Annotated in this window: 5 protein-coding genes; 2 read left to right on the forward strand and 3 right to left on the reverse strand. The window is 69.3% G+C overall.

Annotation, left to right across the window (positions count from 1 at the left end):
- Nucleotides 1–137 precede the first annotated feature (137 nt).
- Nucleotides 138–482 (forward strand): UvrB/UvrC motif-containing protein, encoded by a 345-nt coding sequence (locus tag VF542_RS11225; protein ID WP_408651796.1) that lies wholly within the window; start codon nt 138–140, stop codon nt 480–482.
- Between the two features lie 204 nt (nt 483–686).
- On the forward strand, nt 687–1,427 hold the full coding sequence (locus VF542_RS11230; protein ID WP_408651800.1) for an SGNH/GDSL hydrolase family protein: 741 nt from the start codon (nt 687–689) through the stop codon (nt 1,425–1,427).
- 97 nt (nt 1,428–1,524) lie between these two features.
- Here the strand turns inward: VF542_RS11230 and VF542_RS11235 are convergent, their stop codons facing one another.
- From VF542_RS11235 to VF542_RS11245, 3 genes are all read right to left on the reverse strand, one after another.
- Nucleotides 1,525–2,025, reverse strand: a complete 501-nt coding sequence (locus VF542_RS11235; RefSeq protein WP_408651797.1) for an Lrp/AsnC family transcriptional regulator — start codon at nt 2,023–2,025, stop codon at nt 1,525–1,527.
- A gap of 14 nt (nt 2,026–2,039) precedes the next feature.
- Nucleotides 2,040–3,248: a 4-hydroxyphenylpyruvate dioxygenase gene (gene hppD, locus VF542_RS11240; RefSeq protein ID WP_408651798.1), complete on the reverse strand. Its 1,209-nt coding sequence runs from the start codon at nt 3,246–3,248 to the stop codon at nt 2,040–2,042.
- A 244-nt stretch (nt 3,249–3,492) separates the two neighbouring features.
- The coding region (locus VF542_RS11245; RefSeq protein WP_408651799.1) for a hypothetical protein at nt 3,493–4,071 on the reverse strand (579 nt) is incomplete at its 5' end.

Here is a 4,071-nt window from a genome sequence, read left to right on the forward strand (position 1 = left end):
CCTCGGCAACCGCTGTCATCCGGCCTCCCAGCTGGTGCGGACCACTCGTGAAAACTTTCACTAACTGCCGCATCCCAGTGTAGGCATGGGCTCGTGGCCGCTCCGCGCGCCCAGCCGTGCGGTCCTAGGATTACCGCATGAGCGATGCCGACGGCGGCGGGGTGCCGGCCGGCTCCGGCCGCGGCCGCGACCTGGTCGGCAGGCGGCGCCGCCGCCGGCCAGCCGACACCGGCCGGATCCACCACCTGGGTGCGGCGCCGCGGTTGATGCCGGTGCTGCGCGAGGACGGCGTCGAGACCGCGACCCGGACCGCGGCGGTGCAGTTAGCCGCCCGCACGCGGTGGGAGTTGGAACAGTTGCTGGACGACATCAGCGCCGAGATGGCTGCTGCCGCCGCGGCGCTGGACTTCGAGCGGGCCGGCCGGTTGCGCGACGAACTGGCGCGGGCGCGCGCTGAACTCGACCGGCGCTCGGCGCGGTAGCGGACCGGCCTGGGGCGACAGATTCGCCGCTGTCCGACACGGGCCTAATGAATTTAGCGGGCTAGTAGGAAATATCGGACAGTGCTGGTAGGCATGTCCGCACGGGGGTTCCTGTTCCAGCAATCCGGAGGACTTACCGTGCCCAAGATCCCATCCAGACTGCGCCTGCTGACCGCTGCCGTCGGCGCCGCAACCGCACTCGCCATGACCGTGCTGCTCACCGCAGCGCCGGCCGACGCCATAACCGGTGGCTACGTCGCCCTGGGCGACTCCTACTCCTCCGGCGTGGGCAGCGGCAGCGAGGGCGGCAGCTGCCTGCAGAGCTCGACCGCGTACCCGGGGTTGTGGAACGCCGCCCACCACCCCAGCTCCTACCGGATGGTGGCCTGCTCCGGCGCCAAGACCACCGACGTCAACGCCAACCAGCTGTCGGTGCTCAGCTCCTCGACCGGCCTGGTCTCGATCACCATCGGCGGCAACGACGTCGGCTTCTCCGACATCATGACCACCTGCGTGCTGTACAGCGAGGCCGACTGCATCGCCGCGGTGAACAGGGCCGAGGCCTACGCCAACGCCAACCTGGCCAACCTGCTGAACGTCACCTACAACGGCATTCGCAGCCACGCCCCGAACGCCCAGGTCGTGGTGCTGTCCTACCCGGTCTTCTACCAGCTGGGGGTCTGGTACTGCGTTGGGCTGAGTGAGAACTCCCGGAAGAAGATCGACGAGGGCATCAACCTCGTCGACAACATCACCAAGAACACCGCCGTCGCTCACAGCTTCACCTTCGCCGACGTGCGCAGCGTCTTCGTCGGGCACCAGCTGTGCTCCGGCGACAAGTGGCTGCATTCACTGAACTACAGCGACCTCACCGAGTCCTACCACCCGACCGCGACCGGCCAGTCCAACGGCTACCTGCCGGTGTTCAGCGCCGTGGTGAGGTAGCTGGCGAACGCACCTGAAGCTCTCCGCTCGTCCCGGGGGAGACCGGTCAACGGCCGGCTTCCCTCGGGACGAGCTGGTTCGCGAGCCTGCGTGAATGTCAGCGGGCGCCGGTGCGGCTGGCCGGCGGCACCTCGGCGGCTTGCAGCAGCTCCACCGGCCGGTGTTGCACCAGCCGGGTCAGCGCGATCACCGACGTCGAGCGGGCCACCCCGGGAATCTGGGAGACCTCCAGCAGCACCCGCTGCAGGTCCTCGTGCGAGCTGGCGGCCAGCCGGCAGTGCACGTCACCGGGCCCGGTGGTGGCAAAGGCCTCGACCACCGACGGGATCGCGGCCATTGCCGCGGTGACCTCGTCCAGCCGGCCCTGGGCGATCTCCAGGGTGGCGAAGGCGAGCACCGGGTAGCCGGCCGCGGCGAGGTCGACGTCCGGCCCGTAGCCCGACACCACCCCGTCGCGTTCCAGACGGTCCAAGCGGGCCTGGACGGTGGCCCGGGAGACCTGCAGCAACCGCGACAGCTCCAGGTAACCGGCCCGCGGGCTGTCGCGCAGCGCGGCCAGGATCGCCACGTCCAGCGAGTCGAGCTCCCGCCTGCTCACCACCCGGGCCTGTCCTACAGGTTGCCGCGGGTGGCCTGCTCGCGCTCGATCGCCTCGAACAGTGCCTTGAAGTTGCCCTTGCCGAAGCCCAGCGACCCGTGCCGCTCGATCAGCTCGAAGAACAGCGTCGGACGGTCCCCCACCGGCTTGGTGAAGATCTGCAGCAGGTAGCCGTCCTCGTCGCGGTCCACCAGGATGCCGCGCGACTGCAGCTCCTCGATCGGTGCCCGGACGTTGCCGATCCGGGCCCGCAGCTCGGGGTCGGAATAGTAGGAGTCCGGCGTGGCCAGGAACTCCACCCCTTCGGCCCGCATCGCGTCGACGCTGCGCAGGATGTCGTTGGTGGCCAGTGCCAGGTGCTGCACGCCAGGACCCTGGTAGAACTCCAGGAACTCGTCGATCTGGCTCTTCTTCTTGGCGATCGCCGGCTCGTTCAGCGGGAACTTCACCCGGTGATTGCCGTTGGCCACCACCTTCGACATCAGCGCCGAGTAGTCGGTGGCGATGTCGTCGCCGATGAACTCGGCCATGTTCACGAAGCCCATGACCTTGTTGTAGAAGCCGACCCAGTCATCCATCTTGCCCAGCTCCACGTTGCCGACGACGTGGTCCAGGGCCTGGAACATCCGCTGCGGAGCGCCGTCGCGCTTGACGAAGCCTGAGCTGCGCGCGACATAGCCGGGCAGGTAGACGCCGGTGTAGCCGGAGCGGTCGATCAGGGTGTGCCGGGTGTTGCCGTAGGCCCCGATGGCCGCGCTGCGAATGGTGCCGAACTCGTCGGAGACGTCGTGCGGCTCCTCGAGGATGGTGGCGCCCTGGCTGCGGGCCCGGGCCACGCAGCGGTCGACGTCCGGAACTTCGAGGGCGATGTCCAGCACGCCGTCGCCGTGCGCGCGGTGGTGATCCAGCAGCGGGCTGTCCGGGCTGACGCCGCCGGAGATCACGAACCGGCAGGAGCCGCTGCGCAGCACGTAGGACTTGTGGTCGCGGTTGCCGGTCTCGGGGCCCGAGTACGCGACGAGCTCCATGCCGAAGGCCGACTGGTAGTAGTGCGCGGTCTGGGTGGCGTTGCCGACCACGAACACCACCGCGTCCCAGCCGGTGACCGGAAACGGGTCGGTGCTCTGGTCATAGGGCACCAGCCCGACCAGTTGCTTGAGCTGTTCGAGGTTGAGATCGGCGTCCCGCTCGTCGGACGTCAGGGCCACATCGGTGGTCGTCATCTTCTCTCCTCCTGCACTACATCGGCTGCACTACATCGGCTGACCTACATCGGCTGACCTACATCGGCCGCACTACCCGGCTGGGCGTCATGGGCGAAGCAGGGCCGAGGGCCCAGGCCTCTGTACGCAGGATGCCGCCGTGGCGGCAGCCAAGCAACATGCCCATTCCAAGTTGGTATCGTTGCACATGTTGCCAGGCTGAATGCGCCAACCCTTGTGCAATTTGTATAGGTCGGACCACTACCTAGCCGGCGGGCAGCCAGCTGAACACCGGGTACCAGACACCGAACGGGTCGCCGTTGTAGTGCAGGTGGCTCCGGCCGTTGCCGATACCCGCGGCCTCGACAGCTCCCGCCAGAACCTGCCAGGCCGCCCGGCCGGCCACCAGCAGCTCCGCGGCCAGTACCGGGTCCAGCTCGGCGAGGTCGGCGAGCCGGCCGGACTCCAGGCAGGCCTGGACCTCCGCGTCGAACGGGGCGGCCCGGGCGTCGAGGTAGCCCGGCGCCTTCAGCGAACGCCGTGCCGAGCCGTCGGCCATCACCAGCAGCCCGGTGCGGCTGGCGGGTTCATCAGCGGCGACCTGGTCGCCGCCGGCTCGCAGGCAGTCCGCCGGGGGGCTGTCGGCGGCGATGACCAGGTGCTCGACCGGCAGCCGGCAGCCGGCCTGCTCCAGCAGCAGCCGGCCGACCACGATGCTCAGCGCCTTGTCGTCCTCATCGCCGCCGGCACCGCCGACCACCACCACCCGGCTCGGCTCGGCCGCCAGCAGCACACCGCTCGCCGCCAGGCAGGCCGCCCGCAGCTGCTCCACCTCCGCGACCGG

The sequence above is a fragment of the Jatrophihabitans sp. genome, from assembly GCF_036389215.1.
In the GTDB taxonomy this organism is placed as follows: Bacteria; Actinomycetota; Actinomycetes; order Mycobacteriales; family Jatrophihabitantaceae; genus Jatrophihabitans_A.

Excerpts from the sequence above, each read along its gene's own strand:
- VF542_RS11230 (WP_408651800.1), top strand. The coding sequence starts at position 687 with ATGACCGTGCTGCTCACCGCAGCGCCGGCCGACGCCATAACCGGTGGC.
- hppD (WP_408651798.1), bottom strand. The coding sequence starts at position 3,248 with ATGACGACCACCGATGTGGCCCTGACGTCCGACGAGCGGGACGCCGAT.
- VF542_RS11225 (WP_408651796.1), top strand. The coding sequence starts at position 138 with ATGAGCGATGCCGACGGCGGCGGGGTGCCGGCCGGCTCCGGCCGCGGC.